Consider the following 18,885-nt stretch of genomic DNA (forward strand, 5'->3'; position numbering starts at 1 on the left):
GACTCCTCAGGTGAAGGAGTCGAGAGGGTCCACCTGCGGCAGCCCACGTTCAATCAGGTGCGGCGCTCGCTCGGCCGCTTTACATCGAGGCTAGCACCAATCCGCGGAGCGGTTCGTGCAACGGCCATCAATGCACGTCCACAGTGCGATTTCGGCCCGATCGTTTTGCCAGGACGGCATCGCAACCCAGTTCGTTGGAAGGCTCGGGACAATACAGCAAACCCAAGCAGCAAGATAGCAAGGCCGCCTTTACGGCCGGCGATGCCTTTTCCTTAGCCAACTCGGAGATGAACGGGGGGCAGCGGTTTGTAGGGTTTGATTGATCGTATTTTGCGCCGCCGGCAGAACTTCCGGCGGTGACAGCGCGATAACGCGCACGCGACTGCAAAATGCTGGATAACGGCTTTTCAATAATATGCTGTCATTGGCCTCCCATCGAGCAGGTGGGGACCAACATTGAAACAAGATGAAATAGGCGCGCCGATAGCGGCGGACGGCTTCGCACAGGTGTCGGAATTGTCGGTTTTCGATACTGCAACGCCGGCAACGGACAGGCGGGCAAGCGAGCGCGACGGACCATCGCGGCGCGGTGGGCCAAGGGTGGAAGTCGAGGCCGCTGTCCGGCTTCGCGGGGCCGCGCAGGGTGCCATTGACGCCCGGATCTTCAATCTATCGGCGGGAGGTTGCGGGCTCTTTCTCAAATCAGGCATGTTTAACACAGGGGATCTTGTGACGATCAAGATCAAGGGCGTGGAGAATTGGCCCGGCACGGTAAAATGGTGTGTCGGTCAGGAAGCCGGAATTGCCTTCGATCGTCCATTCTATCCAGCGGTGTTCGACGCGATCGTGGCGATCCATAAGGATCATGGGCCAGACGCGGCACAATGACCTAAGTGCTCTCATTGGTGCCGGCAAAGCTCGCTCGGCAATCTGTTTTTGCGAAGACTTTAGCGATTGAAGCTGAGTCCGGGAACTGGGACCCGGCTTGCGGCGTATCGTCGCCGAGCTTCAAAACAGCATGGATTGAATGCTTTCCACCGGGCCGCGCGATCGCGCGGTCCGGACTAGCTCGACGCGGTGGGGCCGATGGCGGTTTGCTCGCCATACTGGCCTTAGTTCGTTGGTGTAGGCCGTCGCCCGACGCACATTGGGCTTCCCCGATCGCCGGGAACGCAGCAAGCCTTGGCGAGTTCGATACCGCATGCAGAATGCCTCCTCACAATCATCGAGCTCCTCATTCGATGTCGCGCTCGTGATATTTGCGGCGATCCTTCAGATCGTCGTCTCTTTTCTGTCGAGCCTAGGTGTTGGCACTCCAATCGGAGAAAATTCGGAGCGCGTCTCGACACTGGTGACGCCTGCGGCTTGGGCCTTCTCGATATGGGGAGCGCTCTACCTCGGAGCTTTGATCTTTGCCGCTTATCAGGCTCTGTCAGCGCAGCGAAATGACGCGCTCATCGCGCAGATCCGCCGTCCGGCTGCTCTTGCCTTTCTCGCCAACGCGAGCTGGGCGACCTATGTCCAACTAGTCGATGTCACATTTGTGTCGGTCATCATCATCTTGACGGGGCTTGCCGGTGCCTTGCTGGCGCTGCGACGCCTCTCGAGCTGGCCCCGCCAGCTCTCAAAAGGGCAGTTCTGGTGTGTGGCGGTGCCACTGACCTCGCTTGCCGCCTGGCTCACTGCCGCGGCGATCGCCAATATATCCTCCAGCCTTCGCTTTCATGGTGTCGATGCGGAAGCGGCACTGGCGCCGACCGTTGCAGGCGTCGTGCTGATCATCGGCGGTCTGATCGCCGGAGCCGCGCTCGCCAGGTCGAAGGGCTGCCCGCCTTACGCGCTCGTCTTTCTCTGGGCGCTCGCCGCGATATTCGCCGACGGCGGGCAGCGCGCGCCGGTCGTAGCCGCCGCGTCCGGGGTAGCCGCGGTGATCGTGATCGCCAGCACGGCCTATGGACTGCGGCGCAGCCATGGTCATTGGATCGGGTAGCTTGTTACCCGTCTTGCGGGAGGTATGGCCGTCACGCTTCCGTGGCTGCACTATTCTCTCCGGCAGACGGGAGCCGCGCGCCAGCTTCGCTTACCGCTTCGAGCAGCTGCCGCATTCCATAAGGCTTCGCTAGCAGGCGCGCATCCGCCATCGCCGGAGCCATTGCGGAATCCCCCGTCGCGAAGACCAGGCCGACTGTGGGATGCAGCGCGCGCGCTTCGGATGCGAGTGTGACCCCTGACGAGCCAGGCAAGTTGATGTCGGTGACGAGGACGTCGATATGCGATGTCTGCAAGGCGATCATCGCCTCTTCGGCGCTTGCGGCCTCGATTACGAGCAGGCCCGACTGTTTCAGCATTTCGGCGGTGTTCATCAGGATCAGGCTGTCGTCTTCGACGAGCAATATTGTGCCGCGCGTCAGCGCAGCGGGAAGCGCCCCGCTAGCCGTTTCTTCCCGCTGCGCACTATTCGGCTCGCGCGCTTCGCTAGCCTGCTGGCGGTTGGCAACGACATGGCGCAAGCGGCGAGCGAGCGCTTCACGGGTGTAGGGTTTTGACAGAAGCTCGACGCCGGCGTCGAGCTTCCCGCCATGCACAATGCTGTTCTCGGTGTAGCCCGAGGTGAACAGGACGGCGATATTGGGCAGGCGCTCACGCGCTCTGCGCGCCAGCTCGGGACTTTTCAGCGTTCCCGGCATCACGACATCGGTGAACAGGATATCGATCGGCATGCCGCTCTCAACAATGATGAGCGCGGCGTCGGCGTCGGGTGCCTTGACCACATTGTAACCGAGATCGGTCAGCATTTCGACGACGGTGGCGCGGACGTCCTCGTCATCCTCGACGACAAGCACCGTCTCGCTGCCTCCTACCACCGGGCCGGCCGCGATCTGAACCTCGGCATCCTCGCTCGCGAGCGAGCGCGGGAGATAGATCCGCACCGTCGTGCCCTCGCCGGGTTCGGAATAGATTTTGACGTGACCGCCGGATTGCTTGACGAATCCATAGACCATGGACAGGCCGAGGCCCGATCCCTTGCCCTCGACCTTGGTCGAGAAGAAGGGCTCGAACACTTTTTCTACGATCTCCGGGGGCATGCCGCAGCCAGTGTCCGACACCGCGAGCATGACATATTGCCCCGCCTCGACCTCGTCGTGCCCGAGGGCATAATCGGCATCAAGGAATGCATTCCCCAGTTCGACTGTCAGTTGCCCTTGGCCGTTCATCGCATCGCGCGCGTTGATCGCCAGATTGAGCAGCGCATTTTCAACCTGGGCCGGGTCGACGAAGCTATTCCAGAGGCCGCCGCCGACGATCGTCTCGATCTCGACGCCTTCGCCGAGCGCGTGCCGCAGCATATCGTCCATACCGCGCACGAAGCGGCTGACATTGACCACCTTGGGTTCGAGTGTCTGCCGACGGCCGAAGGCGAGCAGCTGACTTGCGAGCTTGGCGCCGCGTGCGACGCCGGCCTCGGCGTTCGCCAGCCGCGCTTCGGCTTTCTCGTTCCCAGCTACATCCCGCGCGAGCAGTTGAAGGTTGCCGGATACGACCTGGAGCAAATTGTTAAAGTCGTGCGCCACGCCGCCGGTGAGCTTGCCAAGCGATTCCATCTTTTGTGCCTGCGCGAGCTTGGCCTCCGCCTGTCGGCGCTCGTCGATCTCGGCGATGACGCGGGTTTCGAGGTTGGCGTTTAGTTCGCGAAGCGCCGCTTCGGCCGCGCGCTGGTGCGTGATGTCGGTGTGCACGCCAACCCATTCGCGAATCTCCCCGTCGTCCCCAACGATGGGAAGCGCGCGGATCGCAAAATTGCGCCAGGTCCCGCAGTGACGGCGCACCCGATGCTCGTGAACATACATCGATTTGCTGGCGACCGCCGCGTTCCAGCTGTCGATCGATGCTTGCCGGTCCTCCTCATGAACCGCGCTCGCCCAGCCGAACTCCTGATACGCCTCGAAGCTCTGCCCCGTGAGTGCGGCCCAGCTTGGCTGCTCACCAAGCATGCGCCCGTCGGCACTGTTTGTCCACAAGACGCCGTGCACGGCTTCCATCGCAGTGCGAAACCGCAAATTGCTCGCGGCCAGACCGCGTTCCAGTGCAACGCGCTTGCTGTTGTCCAAGCAGGTGCACATGACGCCGGCGACCGCACCGTCTGCCTCGTAGACAGGAGTGTAGAACAGATCGAAGGTGACCGTCTCGAGGCCCGCGCCGCGATCGAGGACCAGCGGTTGATCCCGATAGGCTAGCTGTTCGCCCCGAAATCCCGCTGCCAATATCTCGCGGTTCCAGTCCCAAATCTCTGGCCATATATCCGGAACCGTGCCGCCAAGCGCAGCGGGATGCTTGTCACCTGCGATCGCAATGTAAGCGTCATTATAGATCATGACGTGATCTGGTCCCCACATCAGGACCTTGGCGACGGGAGAATTGACGATGTTTGCGACGGTCGCGCGCAGCTCCAGCGACCAAAGGTCTACAGGGCCAAGCGGCGAGCTGCTCCAGTCTAGGGTCCGGATGATCGCGCCGCACTCACCGCCGGCGATAGGCCAGTCTCCGCGGCGCAAAGCCGGAAGGAGCACGCGCCGGGCCGCTTCGAGAAGCTCGCTCTCCCCCAGGCGTCCGTTCGTGAGACATTCGGCTGCGAGGCTGTCCCATTCGGCTAGGAAGTTGGGCTGCGGGATGGGTGGATTGGCCATGAGCGTGCCTCAGCGGATCGCCGCGAATTGTCAATTGCTAACGATTGAAGCCGGTAAGCTGTCCAGATACGTCAGCCTGAGTGGTACCGCGAGGCCGAACGGCGGCTATCCGATATCGGTGACCAAAAGCGGCCAGTCAGCAAGCGGCCAGATCGAGCCGATTAGCAGCCGGACTGCAACGCGCCCTACATCCGGCCGTTCGGCCTTGTCGCCGACGATCCCGAAAGCCGCCGTTCGTTCGCCAGCGCTCAACTGGTTCAGACCCGAAATTGTGCTGACGGCCCAGCAGGCGTGACCACAATTATATTTGGAGTGCAGCAATCAGGGCGTCCCGAGCCATGGCCACGCGCGGGTGTCGCAGCGATGAGCGTGCCCACACAAGGTAGAAAGCGTTGAGCGGCACCATGATCGGCGCGGGTATCTCGATCAGCGTGCAGGCAGCGCGTTCGCTGCGGGTGAGATAGCCGGGCAGTACCGTCCAGCCGAGGTCCGCGTACAATCCCGACCGTAGCACCCTCAGATCGGGCGCGGTCAAGGCGGGCTGGCTAGTCAGCTCGATCTGGTTTGCATGGAGCCAGGTTCGCAGCAGCGGCCGGTCAAGATCGTAGGCGAGGTGGGCTGTTTGATTAAGCCCTTCGACCAGCGGCAATTCGGCAATCCGCATGGCCACGGCGGGAGAGGCTACGGCGCGCAGGTGCTCTTCGCCCAGCGCATGGAAGGCCAACCGCGGATCTTCGGGTTTCGAGGCGGTGACAGCCAGATGCACCCTGTCTTCGAGGAGCATGGCATAAAGCGCCTCGCGCCCGCCGATATGCAGGCGCAGGTCCAGCCCTGCTTCCAGCAGCGGAGCCAGTCGGGGCGTGATCATCTCTCCCAGCAGGTCCGACGGTGCGGCGATGTGGACCGTGCCCGAGATGCGCGACGATCGGGCCCGCGCGCTGGCCAGTGCCGATTCCGCCGTGTCGAGGCTGCTTCCGATCGAAGCCGCCAGATCGTCGGCAATCGCTGTTGGTCGAACACCCCGCGAATGGCGATCAAACAAGGGACGGCCCAATTGCGCCTCGAGCGATGCGATGTGCTGCGACGCAGCCGGTTGGGTAATGCCGATTGCCCGGGCCGCCTCGCTCAGTGAACGACGGCGGTAGACTTCGACGAAGGTGCGCAACTGCAGGAGGGACATTGCGGTTCCATAAGCGGATTTATGGCCGTCCGCCATTCCCGCTGGATTTCATGATGCCGTTCCCGGCGTATCTAAGCCGCCGAAAGGCACGATCGAATGAAAAATCGCCGCCAACTGCTGAAAGCTCTCACAGCTGTCTTTGTGGCGGGTGCGGCTGCGCCGGGTGCGTTTGCTCGTGTCCCCGACATCAATGGAACAGGACAATTGACGATGACCCGCATTCTGATGGTGGCCACCTCCGCCGACCGCATGACCCCCGGCACCGAACCGACGGGTGTCTGGCTCGAGGAACTTACCACCCCGTATTATGCCTTCCGCGATGCGGGCGCCGAGGTGACGCTTGCCTCGATCAAGGGCGGCGCCATCCCCGTCGACCAGCGCAGCGTCAATGCCGACGGCGAGAACGACGCTTCGGTCGAGCGCTATCTGAAGGACGAGGCCCTGAAGGCCGAGGTTGTCGGCACGCCGGTGTTCACCAGCATCGATCCCGGCGGCTACGACGCGCTGTTCCTGCCCGGTGGCCACGGCACCATGTTCGATTACCCCGGCAGCGACGAACTGGCCCGCCTGGTCGAACGCTTCGACCGCGAAGGCAAGATCGTCGCCGCCGTCTGTCATGGACCGGCAGGGCTGGTCTCGGCGAAGAAGGCCGATGGCACGCCCCTCGTGGCTGGCCGCCGTGTCGCGGGCTTCACCGACAGCGAGGAGCGCGCGGTCGGCCTCGATCAGGCGGTGCCGTTCCTGCTCGAAACGCGCCTCAAGGAACTTGGGGGCAAGCACGACGGCGGCCCCGATTTTGCCCCCTTCGCCCTACGCGACGGCAATCTGGTGACCGGTCAGAACCCCGCCAGCGCGGCGCGCACCGCGGAACTCGTGATGGAAGCCCTCAAGGAAAAGGTCGCCTGATCATGCGCTATCTCCACACCATGCTGCGCGTCGCCGATCCCGAGTCGTCGATCCGTTTCTTCACGCTGCTGGGTCTCAAGGAGACCCGGCGCATGGAGAACCAGGCCGGGCGTTACACGCTGATCTACCTTGCCGCCGACGAGGATTTCCGCGGCGACGGCGAGCAGGGCGATGCCGAGGTCGAGCTGACGTACAACTGGCCGCCCGAGGACGGCAGCCCTGCCGAGACATACACGGGGGGCCGAAACTTCGGCCATCTCGCCTATCAGGTCGACGACATCTACGAAATCTGCGCGCGGCTGCAGGCGGGCGGCGTGACGATCAATCGCCCCCCGCGCGACGGGCACATGGCGTTCGTCCGCTCTCCGGACGGGATCTCGATCGAACTGCTGCAGCAGGGCGAACACAAGGCTCCGGTCGAACCCTGGGCCTCCATGCCCAACACGGGCGAATGGTGATGGCGAAATTGTTCGAAACGATTGAGGTTGGCGGGCTGCGGCTCGCCAACCGCATCGTTATCGCGCCGATGTGCCAGTATTCGGCAGTCGACGGCGCGATGACCGACTGGCACCAGATGCATCTCGGGGAGTTGGCGCTCTCGGGCGCGGGCGCGCTGACGATAGAGGCGACCGCGGTCAGCCCGGAAGGGCGCATCACCTACGGTGACGTCGGCCTGTACGATGACCGTACCGAAGCGGCGATGCGAAGCGTGCTCGAAAGTGTGCGCCGTTGGTCGGACATGCCGCTTATCATCCAGCTGGCCCATGCCGGCCGCAAGGCGAGCTGCGCCAAGCCGTGGCACGGCGGAACGCAGATCGCCCCCGATGCGGAGAATGGCTGGCAGACCGTGGCACCCAGCGCCATCCCATTCGCTCCGGACGACCATCCCCCTGTCGAACTGGACGAGTCAGGGCTTGCCCGCATCCGGGAGGCGTTCGCGGATGCCGCCCGGCGCGCCGGCAGGCTCGGCATCGAAGCCATCCAGATCCACGCCGCGCATGGCTATCTGCTCCACGAGTTTCTTTCGCCGATCTCCAAACGGCGCGGCGACGACTACGGCGGCAGCCTCGACAACCGGATGCGGTTCCCGCTCGAAGTGTTCGATGCCGTGCGCGAAGCATTTCCGGCCGACCGCCCGGTGACCGTCCGCGTTTCCGGGACCGACTGGGTTGAAGGCGGCTGGACGGCGGAGGAAACCGCATTGTTTGCACAGCAGCTGGAGCGGCGCGGTTGTTCGGCAATCCACGTCTCCGGCGGCGGCCTCGACCCGCGCCAGCAGATCCCTGTCGGCCCCGGCTATCAGGTGCCGCTGGCGCGGACGGTCAAGGACGCGGTCGCCATGCCTGTCGTGGCGGTCGGAATGATCACCGATCCGCATCAGGCGGAGCGCATCCTCGAAGACCGGCATGCCGACGCCATAGCGATAGCCCGCGCTGCGCTGTGGGATCCGCGCTGGCCCTGGCACGCCGCCGCCGCGCTTGGCGCATCGGTCAAGGCGCCCCCGCAATATCTCCGGTCCGAGCCCCAGGAAGCGGGCCGCATTCTCAAGGAAATGATCCCATGAAAATCTCCGTCAAACTGCTTCTTGCCGCGGGCGCGGCTTTAACGCTCGCCGCCTGCTCGATGACCCGCGAGAGTGCATCCGCGCCCCAGATCGAACAGGTCGCGACCTTCGATGGCGCGATGCCGACTGGCGTGACCGTCGCCCCCAACGGGCGCATTTTTGTCAACTTCCCGCAATGGGGCGACAACGCGCCGTTCACGGTGGCCGAGTTGGTCGACGGCAAGGCGGTGCCTTATCCCGACGCCGCGACCAACCGGCCCGATCCGGCCGACCCGGCAGGGCATTTCATCTCGGTGCAGAGCGTGGTGGCCGATGGCGCCAACCGCCTCTGGGTGCTCGACACGGCGGCGCCCAATTTCTCCCAGCCCCAGGCCGGCGGTGCAAAGCTGGTGGCGATCGATCTTTCAACCAACCGGGTGGTGAAGACGATCGTTCTGCCGCCCAGCGTGGTGCTGCCCACGACCTACCTCAACGACGTGCGCTTCGATCTGCGTCAGGGCGCCGAGGGCGTCGCCTACATCACCGACAGCAGCAACGCCGGTGTCGGCGGCATCATCGTCGTCGATATCGCCAGCGGGCGTGCGATCCGGCGCCTGTCGAACCATGCGACGACCAACCCCGAGCGCGGCTTCACCCCGGTCGTCGACGGCGCGGTGCTCATGAACCGCCCGGCCGACGGCCCCGCGACGCCGGTCGCGATCGCCAGCGACGCGATTGCGCTCAGCGCCGACGGCAGCCTGCTCTACTATGGACCGCTGTCGGGTCGCACGCTGCACGCGGTGCCCACGGCGCTGCTGCGCGATGCCGCGGTGTCCGAGGAGGGGTTGGGCCGCGCGGTCCGCAACCTGGGGCGCAAAGGCGCCTCGGACGGGATTGCCGAGGACGACAACGGCCGCGTGTTCGCCGGCGATTACGAGAACAACGCGATCCGCGTGCTCGACCAGGGCAGCTGGACGACGGTGGTCAGCGACCCGCGCATCAGCTGGCCCGACACGCTGTCGATCGGCACCGACGGCTACCTCTACTTCACCGCCAACCAGCTTCACCGCCAGCCAGGCTTCCACGGCGGGCGGGACTTGCGCCGCAAGCCCTACGAACTGCTCCGCATCAAGGTGGGCGCCGGTCCCGTCCTGTTGCGCTCGCAGTGACCCCATCAGGCCGGGCGGGCTCGCGCGGGGCCGCGATCCGGCGAAAAATCAACAACTGACTTGAAGGAATACAGTCATGACCAAGGGTATCGAAGGCAAGGTTGTTCTCATCACCGGCGGCAGCACCGGTATCGGCGCAGAAACCGCGCGGCTTCTCGCTGAACGCGGCGCCAAGGTGGCCATCGCCGCCCGGCGCAAGGACAGGCTCGACGAGGTCGTCGCGGACATCGCCGCAAGCGGCGGCACGGCACGTAGTTACGCGCTCGACGTAACCGACAAGTCGGCGGTCCAGTCTGTCGTCGCCGCGATCGTCGCCGACTTCGGCCGCCTCGACGTGCTGATCAACAACGCCGGGCTCATGCCGATCCGTCCGATGGCCGAGGTCAATACCGACGAGTGGGACCAGATGATCGACGTCAATCTGAAGGGTACGCTCTACGGCATCGCGGCGGCCCTTCCCGGTTTTCTCGAGCAGGGCAGCGGTCACATCATCAACCTGAGCTCGGTTGCGGGCATCAAGGTCTTCGCACCGGGCGGCACGGTCTACTCCGGCACAAAGTTTGCCGTCAGCGCGATCAGCGAGGGCTTGCGCCACGAAGTGGGGGAAAAGGTCCGGGTCACGTCAATCGAGCCTGGAGCTGTCGAAAGCAATCTGAAGTTCACGACATCCGGCACGGCTGCCGAGACGGTGCTGGACTTCTACAAGCAGGCCATCCCGGCGGCATCGGTGGCGCGTGCTATCGCGTTCGCTGTCGAACAACCTGATGACGTCGATGTCAACGCGATCGTCATGCGGCCGACCGCACAGGAGTTCTGATTTCGACGAGGAGGCGGGGCCGCGTGTGCTCCGCCTCATGGGGAACGTACCGGTCTGCTCGTCCGTTACTTTGCCGAATAATATCTGTCCGTTTCACTTGAGGAGTCATTTATGCCCAAACTTGCCCTGTATGTACCACTGAAGGCCAAGCCCGGAAAAGAGCGCGATGTCGCCGATTTCCTCACCTCGGCATTGCCGCTCGTTCAAGCTGAGCCGGGCACTCTGACCTGGTATGCGATCGAGGAAGGTCCCGGTGCGTACGCGATCTTCGATACGTTCGACACAGAGGATGATCGCCAGGCCCATCTTGACGGCAAGGTTGCCGCCGCACTGATGGACAAGGCAGACGAACTGTTTTCCGAACCGCCGCAGATTCACAAGTTCACCCTGCTGGCCGCGAAATAGCGGAGCGGTCGGCACCCTAAGCTGCCGTTTGGCCGGAGTGTAAGGCTCGTGTCTCCATCCCGAATGGATGCCCCGGCCGAACCGAGAAATGAGTAAATGAATACGACTGGCCATCCGCGATAGTGGATGGCCTTGTCTTTTGCGCTTATCACACCTCTGAATTTACTGATCAAGCGCCGTTGACGTGGCGCGATGTAGCGGCACGATTTGTTCGCGGGAAATTCTTGGGCACATCAACTTGGCGCGTTATTCGCCCGTTCTGGCCCAGCCTTCAGAAAACAGCCGTGAATCGATCCGAGAATGGCCCTCCGGGAAGGAACCTCTCAGGTAGCAGAAGGTTCAGGAAACTGAGATCACTTGGAATGGGTGCGATGTCCTCCGTCGTTGCGATGGACCGGGTCAACACCAAGCTCTAGATTTGATGACGCGTTCAGAAGAGTTGCGAAAGGAAGAGATCCGTGAAAGCTGTCGTGTACAACGGGCCCAAAGATGTTTCTGTCGATACTATCGATGATCCCAAGATCGAAAAGCAGACCGATGTTATCATCCGGCTGACCACGACCAATATCTGCGGGTCGGACCTTCACATGTATGAGGGCCGTACCAGCTTCGAGAAGGGCAGGGTCTTCGGTCACGAAAACCTTGGCGAGGTCGTCGAAGTCGGCTCTGCCGTAGATCGTATCAAGAAGGGCGATCGCGTGTGCTTGCCGTTCAACGTCGGTTGCGGTTTCTGCGAAAATTGCGAACGGGGTTTGACGGGTTTCTGCCTCACGACCAACCCTGGAACCGCCGGCGCAGCGTATGGCTTTGCCGAGATGGGTCCGTGGCAAGGTGGCCAGGCCGAGTTGATGCGTGTTCCTTATGCGGACTTCAATTGTCTGAAGCTGCCTGAGGACGCCGAGGAGAAGGAGGATGACTATGTCATGCTCTCCGACATCTTCCCGACGGGTTGGCATGGCGTCGAACTGTCAGGCTTCATGCCTGGCGAAAGCATCGCGATCTACGGCGCCGGCCCGGTCGGTTTAATGGCCGCGCACTCAGCCGAAATTCGCGGTGCCTCTCAGATCTTCGTGGTCGATTCTCACGATGACCGTCTCAAGCTGGCCGAGGCGATGGGCGCCATTCCGATCGACATGCGCAAGGGCGATCCCGCCCAGCAGATCCTTGACGCAACCGGCGGCCTCGGGACCGACCGGGGGGTCGAGGCGGTCGGATACCAGTGTTGCGATCGCCACGGCAATGAGCGCAGCAATTACACGATGAACTGCCTGGTCAAAAGCACGAAGGCCACCGGCGGAATCGGCGTCGTCGGCGTGTTCATTCCGGAAGACCCGAACGCGCCCGACGATCTCCAGAAGGAAGGCAAGATGGCGTTCGACTTCGGCAACTTCTGGTTCAAGGGTCAGAAGATCGGTACCGGCCAGTGCAATGTAAAGCACTACAACCGGCGACTGATGAAGCTTATCGAGCAGGACCGGGCCAATCCTGCCCAAATCATCTCGCACCGACTGCCGCTTGATCAGGCACCAGACGCCTACAAGCATTTCGACGAACGCGATGCTGGTTGGACGAAGGTTGTGCTCAAGCCGGGCACCTGACCTTAGCCTTCGACGGAATAGGAAATTAATTATGACCCTAGAAGGCAAATCAGTCGCCATTCTGATCGCACCCCGCGGGACCGAAGAACCAGAATTCTCGAAGCCTAAGCAAGCTGTCGAGGACGCTGGTGGCAAAGTGACCGTGGTCAGTTTTGAACCGGGCAAGGCTCGCACAGTCAATAACGATCTCGACGAGGGCGGCAGCTATACTATCGACAAGACGTTTTCCGAGGTCAAAGCCGACGATTTCGACGGACTTGTTGTGCCCGGAGGGACTGTCGGTGCCGACAAGCTGCGCGGCAGCGACGAGGCAATCGGTTTCATCCGGGCTTTCTTCGATCAGAAAAAACCTGTTGCGGCTATATGCCATGCACCTTGGACATTGATCGAGGCGGGCGTGCTCAAGGGTCGCACCTTGACGTCCTACTCGACGCTGAAGGTCGATATCGAGAACGCCGGCGGTGCATGGACCAATGAGGAAGTCGTGGTCGACAACGGCCTTGTTACCAGCCGCGATCCTAATGATTTGCCCGCCTTCTGTGCCAAACTCGTTGAGGAAATCGCAGAAGGTGTGAGCGCAGCGCTTGCAGCAGGGAAATAAGACGGGGCGGTTCGACGAACCATGTGAGGGCCCTCTCCCCGGAGAAGGTCCGCACGAAGCAAATGTGGCGGATGGCCAGAGATTGGCCGTCCGCCATGCCGCGTATCACACGAACAGGGCGCACCTGACGGCACTTAAACCCTGAGCCGCGTCAACCGCGGTGACACCTCGCCGGCTCCCGCTTCCAGACTCGACCCATTCCAACGTGTGGTTGAGATGCACCTGATCGAACGTGCGTTCGGCGAGGTTTACGACCTACAGCGCCGCCTTGAGATAGCGGGCGGTGAGACTGCCTTCCGCTTCCGCGACGACGCCAGGGACGCCGCTGGCAACGATACGGCCGCCCTCTTCCCCGGCCCCCGGTCCCAGATCGATAATCCAATCCACCTGTGCGATAGCGCGCATGTCGTGTTCCACGACTACGACGGTATTGCCGGCATCGACGAGGCCCTGCAAGTGTTGCATCAGCCGGTCGGCATCGGAGGGGTGAAGCCCCGAAGTTGGCTCGTCGAGGATGTAGATCGTGTTGCCGCGTTGAGCGCGCTGCAGTTCAGTCGCCAGCTTGATGCGCTGCGCTTCCCCGCCAGACAGCTCGGTCGCCGGCTGACCGAGCCTCAGATAGCCAAGACCGATCTCCCGCAACACGTCGAGAGAGCGCATCACAGATGCCTCGCCAGCGAAGAAATCGCACGCATCGTCGACCGTCAGTTCAAGCACCTGGGCGATATTGCGCCCGTTCCATTCAACTTCGAGCGTTTGCGGGTTGTAGCGAGAGCCATGACAGGTCGAGCACGGCGCAAAAACGCTCGGCAGGAACAGCAGCTCCACCATGACGTATCCCTCGCCCTCGCACACAGGGCAGCGGCCTTGCGCGACGTTGAACGAGAACCTTCCCGGGCTGTAGTGCCGCCGGCGGGCGAGCGGCGTATCAGCGAAGATCCGTCGCACATGGTCGAACATGCCGCTGTAGGTGGACAGGTTCGAGCGCGGCGTGCGGCCGATCGGTTTCTGATCGACCCGCACCAGCCTGCGAACATGCTCCATGCCTGCGACAAGGCGTCCTTCAGTGTCGTTCTGCGCAACATCGAGCAGCGGATCGATATCCTCCTCCTCGGCCACGGGGGAGCCGCCGAGGTGTTCCGTGACGAGCTCGGGCAGCGCCTGACTGACCAGACTGGATTTGCCTGATCCCGAAACGCCGGTGACAGCGGTGAAGCAACCGATGGGAAACTCGACGTCGAGACCATGGAGATTGTTCCGCCTGATCCCTTCAAGGCGTAGCCATGCCTTGGGATCGCGCGGTGTGCGCTCACTGCGGAGCGGCTCTGCGAACAGGTAGCGGCGGGTGATCGAAGTCTCGACGTCGGCGAGCCCCTCTATCGGCCCGCTGTAGAGGACTTCACCGCCCTTTTCCCCGGCTCCTGGCCCGACATCGACGAGCCATTCCGCGCGGCGGATCACGTCGAGATCATGTTCGACGACGAACAGAGAGTTGCCCGCCGCCTTGAGACGCTCGAGGATGGTGAGCAAGGCTTCGCCATCTGCCGGGTGCAACCCTGCCGAAGGCTCGTCGAGCACATAGACCACGCCGAAAAGCTGTGACGACAATTGCGTGGCAAGCCGCAAGCGCTGCAGCTCTCCGGAGGAGAGCGTCGGCGTGCTGCGGTCGAGCGAAATGTAACCAAGGCCAAGATCGATCAGCGGGTCCAGCCGCTCGATCAATTCGCAGGCAAGGCGTTGGGCGGCGATCCGCTTCTCGTCGGAGAGATTGGGCGTGCGGCGTACGTCGGGCGCGCCCTTGTGCGCAGAGCCGCCCGCCGCAACCCGTTGTTCGACCGCTGCATCGCGGGCCGCTTTCTCCAGAACATGGCCCTTCGAGGGGGCGGAGACCGCCCCATACGCGCCTTGCGCGACGGGCATCAGCAAGTCCTTCAGCTTGAGCACCGTCAGGTCGCCGAACTCGGCGATGTCGAGGCCCGCGAACTTCACGGACAGGGCTTCGCGCTTCAGGCGCTTGCCGTCGCAGGTCGGGCAATCGCGGCCGATGATATATTGCGAGACGCGCTTCTTCATCAGCGCGCTTTTCGTGTTGGCGAAGGTTTCCAGCACATAGCGGCGCGCGCCGGTGAAGGTGCCCTGGTAGCTCGGCTCCAGGCGGCGCTTGAGCGCCGCCCGGGTCTGTTCGGGCGTCAGGCCCGCATAGACCGGCACCGTCGGCGCCTCTTCGGTGAAAAGGATCCAGTCGCGATCCTTTTTCGGCAGCTCGCGCCACGGCGTATCGACGTCATAGCCGAGCGAAACGAGGATATCGCGCAGGTTCTGCCCATGCCACGCCGTTGGCCAGGCGGCGATCGCCCGGTCGCGAATGGTGAGGCTGGCGTCAGGAACCATGGTCTCTTCGGTCGCGTCATAGACGCGGCCGATGCCGTGGCAGGTCGCGCAGGCCCCTGCGACCGTGTTGGGGGAGAAATCCTCCGCATAGAGCATGGGTTGATGGCGCGGATATTCGCCGACGCGCGAATAGAGCATCCGCACTAGGCTAGAGAGCGTTGTCACGCTGCCGACCGAGGAGCGCGCGTTGGCCGAGCCGCGCTGCTGCTGCAACGCGACCGCAGGCGGCAAACCGTCGATCGCGTCGACCTCCGGCACGCCGGCCTGGTCGATCAGGCGACGGGCATAAGGCGCAACCGATTCCAGATAACGCCGCTGGGCTTCGGCATAAAGGGTGCCGAACGCGAGCGATGACTTGCCTGAGCCCGATATGCCGGTGAACACCACGAAGGCGTCGCGCGGTACATCGACGTCGACATTTTTGAGATTGTTCTGGCGCGCGCCGCGAACTTGCACGCAGGCGGGCGGCCCCGCATGCCCTTGATCGGTGGCCGGCCTCGTCGCGTGTATATCCTTGTTCTTCAATTCAGTCTTCCTGCCATATCCGCCCGTGCGGCCCGTGTTCATTACGGTCGGGTAAAAGATGAATGCATTTTCTACTCAATACATCCAACGGCCAGGCTGGCCTGATGTTCGGCACCTTTGAAATATTTTCCAGCATTAGACAAAGGTTGCGACAAAACCATTTTCCCCATGGGGTCGCGCGACGAGGCCACACACACTCCGCCGGTAAGCACCTGGGCCAGGCGGCCCTCGTCCGTGCCGCTATCGGCATGTAACGACCGCACGGCGCTTTTACCGCATCGCGACGCGTTGCCCATTTGCCAGAGCGCGCGTCATCATGGCCGGGGTCGGCCCATGATGACGGCCGAGTTGTCGATCCGAGCGCCTCGCGCCACTTCGGATCGGCGGGTCAGTAGTGAATGACCGTGCGGATCGACTTGCCTTCGTGCATCAGTTCGAAGGCCTCGTTGATCTCCTCCAAACCCATCGTGTGGGTAACGAACGGGGCCAGATCGATATCGCCTCTCATCGCGTCCTCGACCATGCCGGGGAGCTGTGTCCGTCCCTTGACGCCGCCGAAAGCGGACCCCTTCCATACGCGCCCCGTGACGAGCTGGAATGGGCGGGTGGAGATTTCCTCGCCCGCGCGGGCAACGCCAATCACGATCGACTGACCCCAGCCACGGTGCGCTGATTCAAGCGCGGCGCGCATCACTTGGACGTTGCCGATACACTCGAAAGTATGATCGATGCCCCAGCCCGTCATTTCGATCAGCACTTGCTGGATGGGTTTGTCGTGGTCCTTGGGGTTGATGCACTCGGTCGCACCGAACTGGCGTGCCAACTGGAACTTGGACGGATTGGTGTCGATGGCGATGATACGACCTGCCTTCGCCTGGCGCGCACCTTGAATCGCCGCGAGGCCGATGCCGCCGAGGCCGAACACGGCGACCGAGTCTCCGGGCTGGACCTTGGCGGTATTGTGGACTGCGCCGATGCCGGTCGTGACGCCGCACCCCAGCAGGCAGACATGTTCGGGGTTCGCCTCGGGATTTATCTTGGCGAGCGAGACTTCGGCGACGACAGTATATTCACTGAAGGTTGAACAGCCCATGTAATGATAAAGGGGCTGGCCATTGTACGAAAGCCGGGTCGTGCCATCGGGCATCAAGCCCTTGCCCTGCGTTTCGCGCACAGCGACGCACAGGTTGGTCTTGCCCGACAGGCAGAAATCGCACTTGCCGCACTCGGCGGTGTAAAGCGGAATCACGTGATCGCCCGGCCTGACGCTGGTGACGCCTTCACCGACCTCGACAACGATGCCCGCGCCCTCGTGGCCAAGAACCACCGGGAAAACACCCTCCGGATCGCTCCCCGCCAGCGTGTATGCATCGGTGTGGCATACGCCGGTGTGCGTCACCCGGATGAGCACTTCGCCCTTCCGGGGCGGGGCGACATCGATCTCGACGATTTCGAGTGGCTTGCCCGGCTCGAAGGCTACAGCGGCGCGAGATTTCATGTTGGGGTACCCTCGTTGATGGAACTTGATTGCCGGCGCGAGGTCCTTGCGTGATCGTAGATTTACAGACGTTCGCATACTGGCAGGGAGTATATTTATGATACTCCCTGCCAGTATACAAGAGGTGTCCCGTTGAGGATCTCGACCAAGGGAGCATCCAGCGGCTGGCTTCGCTTCGCAGACCTCCCTCGGGGTCCGGACCGCCCAAGTCTGCGCTCTGGGCCGGTTGGCTGGATACGAGGTTTTTGCTCTGACTGCGGGAGAGCACGGGCAAGAAGAAGATCGCTGAAATCGTTACTTAAGATATGTACGCAGAATCTTCATTACGCCCTCCACGCCGTCATCGTGATCGCCACCTGCGCCTCCGACGGCCCGATCTGCGCCCGCACCGAATGTTTCCCTGAGATGACTCTCCATCACTTCTGCCATCAGTCCATTTGTCGCACCACGCATGGCGACAATTTGCTGCAGCAGGGGAGCGCAATCGGCCCCCGCTTCGATCGCACGTTCCAGAGCGTCCGCCTGACCCTTGATACGCCGCAAGCGTGTGATCGCTCGCTTCTTGTCCTCTGATGAATGTGGCATCGCGTTTTCCCGAGAAATCGCTCCAGCATACTATACAGGGGGGGAGTTTCAATCCTGCAAAGAGCCGGGCGTTTTTCTAACCGGGCGAGGTTCCGGTCATGCTCTCAAGCCTGCGCCACGAGCAGCCTTGGCATGGGCGCCGAGGGTCCGATCCTCTGTCGGGGACGGGGAGAGCGATTGCTCCCCCCCGGTATGCCGGTCAGACCGTAACGACGACCTTGCCGATCTGCTCGTTCGATTCGAGGAAGCGGTGAGCGTCCTGGATGGCGTCGAGCGGGAAAGTGCGCGCGATCCGCGGCTTGAGCGCGCCCGATTCCAGACCCGCCACGATAAACGCCTTGGCGCGATCGAGGGCGGCATCGTCCGAGACGATCTCGCTGTAGAGATACCCCTTGAGCGTTAGGCTCTTGCCCAGCACGGAGAACAACGGGAATGGCGTCGGTTCGCCGCTGAGCGCGCCATATTCGAGCAGGATGCCGCCGCGTGCCATGCTCTCGGTCAGCGGCTCGAACGACGGGCCTCCGACCGGATCGAGCACCACGCGCGCACCCTGACCATCGGTTATCTCCATCACCCTCGCTACCAGCTCCTCTTCCCCGGTCGCGACGACATGATGTGCGCCGGCATCGATCAGGGCCTGGCGCTTGGCGCCGGTACGCGTCGTCGCGATCACCGTCGCGCCGACCATCCGCGCAATCTGGAAGGCAGCAAGGCCGACGCTGCTGGAGGCAGCAGTGACGATGACGAAATCGCCCTCGCCGAGCTTCGCCTGCTCCACCAGCGCACCCCAGGCGGTGACATACTGCATCCACACGGCCGCCGCTTCCTCGAACGACAGCGCCGCCGGATGCTTGACGACGAGGCGGGCGGGCACGTTGGCGACCTCGCCATAAGTGCCCCAGCGCGCGATATCGAGCGGGGGGATGACGCTGACGGCTTCGCCTTCCGCAAACCCGGTCACGTCCGCGCCGACCGTAACGAC

17 protein-coding genes are annotated in these 18,885 nt (G+C 62.9%); 11 read left to right on the plus strand and 6 right to left on the minus strand.

All coding sequences use genetic code 11. The annotated features are described in order from the left end of the window. Positions 1-456 precede the first annotated feature (456 nt). Positions 457-888, plus strand: a complete 432-nt coding sequence (locus tag KYX69_RS21660; protein ID WP_300501399.1) for a PilZ domain-containing protein — start codon at positions 457-459, stop codon at positions 886-888. A gap of 313 nt (positions 889-1,201) precedes the next feature. Further along, a complete protein-coding gene (locus KYX69_RS21665; protein ID WP_300501401.1) occupies positions 1,202-1,990 on the plus strand; it encodes a hypothetical protein in 789 nt (262 codons plus the stop codon). Between the two features lie 31 nt (positions 1,991-2,021). Here the strand turns inward: KYX69_RS21665 and KYX69_RS21670 are convergent, their stop codons facing one another. Further along, entirely contained in the window at positions 2,022-4,685 is a 2,664-nt protein-coding gene (locus KYX69_RS21670; RefSeq protein ID WP_300501402.1) for a response regulator, read from the minus strand. Between KYX69_RS21670 and KYX69_RS21675 the strand changes: the two genes are divergently transcribed. Beyond that, positions 4,684-4,980 (plus strand): hypothetical protein, encoded by a 297-nt coding sequence (locus KYX69_RS21675; protein ID WP_300501404.1) that lies wholly within the window; start codon positions 4,684-4,686, stop codon positions 4,978-4,980. The two genes, KYX69_RS21670 and KYX69_RS21675, sit on opposite strands and share 2 nt — an antisense overlap. A 6-nt stretch (positions 4,981-4,986) precedes the next feature. On the opposite strand, the gene KYX69_RS21680 is transcribed toward KYX69_RS21675, so the two are convergent. Then, entirely contained in the window at positions 4,987-5,865 is an 879-nt protein-coding gene (locus KYX69_RS21680; protein WP_095388658.1) for a LysR family transcriptional regulator, read from the minus strand. Between the two features lie 96 nt (positions 5,866-5,961). On the opposite strand from KYX69_RS21680, the gene KYX69_RS21685 reads away from it, so the two are divergent. The 8 genes from KYX69_RS21685 (at position 5,962) to KYX69_RS21720 (ending at position 12,904) form a co-directional block, all read left to right on the plus strand. Next, complete coding sequence (locus KYX69_RS21685; protein ID WP_300501407.1) at positions 5,962-6,771, plus strand: type 1 glutamine amidotransferase domain-containing protein; 810 nt, start codon at positions 5,962-5,964, stop codon at positions 6,769-6,771. Further along, entirely contained in the window at positions 6,771-7,229 is a 459-nt protein-coding gene (locus tag KYX69_RS21690; RefSeq protein ID WP_037479517.1) for a VOC family protein, read from the plus strand. The genes KYX69_RS21685 and KYX69_RS21690 overlap by 1 nt, the downstream gene beginning before the upstream one ends. Then, positions 7,223-8,335: an NADH:flavin oxidoreductase/NADH oxidase gene (locus tag KYX69_RS21695; protein ID WP_300501409.1), complete on the plus strand. Its 1,113-nt coding sequence runs from the start codon at positions 7,223-7,225 to the stop codon at positions 8,333-8,335. The genes KYX69_RS21690 and KYX69_RS21695 overlap by 7 nt, the downstream gene beginning before the upstream one ends. Next, the gene (locus KYX69_RS21700) at positions 8,332-9,483 is read left to right on the plus strand and encodes an L-dopachrome tautomerase-related protein (protein WP_300501411.1); all 1,152 of its coding nucleotides are present in this window, start codon (positions 8,332-8,334) and stop codon (positions 9,481-9,483) included. The genes KYX69_RS21695 and KYX69_RS21700 overlap by 4 nt, the downstream gene beginning before the upstream one ends. 76 nt (positions 9,484-9,559) lie before the next feature. Further along, complete coding sequence (locus KYX69_RS21705) at positions 9,560-10,300, plus strand: SDR family oxidoreductase (protein ID WP_300501413.1); 741 nt, start codon at positions 9,560-9,562, stop codon at positions 10,298-10,300. Between the two features lie 111 nt (positions 10,301-10,411). Then, positions 10,412-10,705 carry an antibiotic biosynthesis monooxygenase gene (locus KYX69_RS21710; RefSeq protein ID WP_037473339.1) on the plus strand — a complete coding sequence of 98 codons (294 nt, stop codon included), beginning with the start codon at positions 10,412-10,414 and terminating at the stop codon, positions 10,703-10,705. A 458-nt stretch (positions 10,706-11,163) separates the two neighbouring features. Then, positions 11,164-12,303, plus strand: coding sequence for a glutathione-independent formaldehyde dehydrogenase (locus KYX69_RS21715; protein ID WP_300501416.1), 1,140 nt, complete (start codon positions 11,164-11,166; stop codon positions 12,301-12,303). A 31-nt stretch (positions 12,304-12,334) separates the two neighbouring features. Then, complete coding sequence (locus KYX69_RS21720; protein WP_300501417.1) at positions 12,335-12,904, plus strand: type 1 glutamine amidotransferase domain-containing protein; 570 nt, start codon at positions 12,335-12,337, stop codon at positions 12,902-12,904. 255 nt (positions 12,905-13,159) lie between these two features. Here KYX69_RS21720 and KYX69_RS21725 read toward each other — a convergent pair whose 3' ends face one another. From KYX69_RS21725 to KYX69_RS21740, 4 genes are all read right to left on the minus strand, one after another. Beyond that, positions 13,160-15,751 carry an excinuclease ABC subunit A gene (locus tag KYX69_RS21725; protein WP_367280218.1) on the minus strand — a complete coding sequence of 864 codons (2,592 nt, stop codon included), beginning with the start codon at positions 15,749-15,751 and terminating at the stop codon, positions 13,160-13,162. 457 nt (positions 15,752-16,208) lie between these two features. After that, the gene (locus KYX69_RS21730; protein ID WP_300501421.1) at positions 16,209-17,318 is read right to left on the minus strand and encodes an S-(hydroxymethyl)glutathione dehydrogenase/class III alcohol dehydrogenase; all 1,110 of its coding nucleotides are present in this window, start codon (positions 17,316-17,318) and stop codon (positions 16,209-16,211) included. Between the two features lie 294 nt (positions 17,319-17,612). Continuing rightward, positions 17,613-17,903, minus strand: coding sequence for a metal/formaldehyde-sensitive transcriptional repressor (locus KYX69_RS21735; protein ID WP_300501423.1), 291 nt, complete (start codon positions 17,901-17,903; stop codon positions 17,613-17,615). A gap of 199 nt (positions 17,904-18,102) precedes the next feature. Then, positions 18,103-18,885, minus strand: a 783-nt coding sequence (locus KYX69_RS21740; RefSeq protein ID WP_300501425.1) for a zinc-dependent alcohol dehydrogenase family protein, incomplete at its 5' end; no start/stop codon positions are given.

This window comes from Sphingomonas sp. (assembly GCF_030145815.1).
Taxonomy (GTDB): domain Bacteria; phylum Pseudomonadota; class Alphaproteobacteria; order Sphingomonadales; family Sphingomonadaceae; genus Sphingomonas.